The organism is Pseudophaeobacter profundi, from assembly GCF_029697505.1.
Lineage (GTDB): Bacteria > Pseudomonadota > Alphaproteobacteria > Rhodobacterales > Rhodobacteraceae > Pseudophaeobacter > Pseudophaeobacter profundi.
Window position 1 is genome coordinate 1 of sequence record NZ_JARJEF010000095.1, and the last position, 403, is coordinate 403.

The 403-nt window shown below is 50.1% G+C and carries 1 protein-coding gene; it reads left to right on the plus strand.

Annotation, left to right across the window (positions count from 1 at the left end; all coding sequences use genetic code 11):
• The coding region (locus P2081_RS20415) for a hypothetical protein (RefSeq protein WP_278924622.1) at positions 1 to 307 on the plus strand (307 nt) is incomplete at its 5' end.
• Positions 308 to 403 lie beyond the last annotated feature (96 nt).

Sequence of the window (403 nt, forward strand, 5' to 3'; positions counted from 1 at the left end):
TGGTGGTGTTGTTGGTGCTGGTTTTGGCCCAGGACAAGGTTTAGGTGGTCCAGGTTTAGGTGGGTTTGGTCCAGGACAAGGTTTAGGAGGTCCAGGTGGATTTGGTCCAGGTTTAGGAGGATTTGGTCCAGGTTTAGGTGGATTTGGTCCAGGTTTAGGAGGCTTTGGTCCAGGTTTTTGTGGAGGATGTTCCTCACTTGAAGAATCACTCTCCCCGGATTTAGTAAGGGATCCACGTGATTCTTCACTGCCATCGCTGTTGTCACTTTCGGATTCATCCACCTCTATTTGTTGCCGTCTCCCATAGGATTTAAAGCGGAACGGCCCATACGGCCTACTTTGAGCCCATCTCTTGAAGTCATCTACGCTTTCATCGTCGGCGCCATAGCTCCAGATGTTCTTG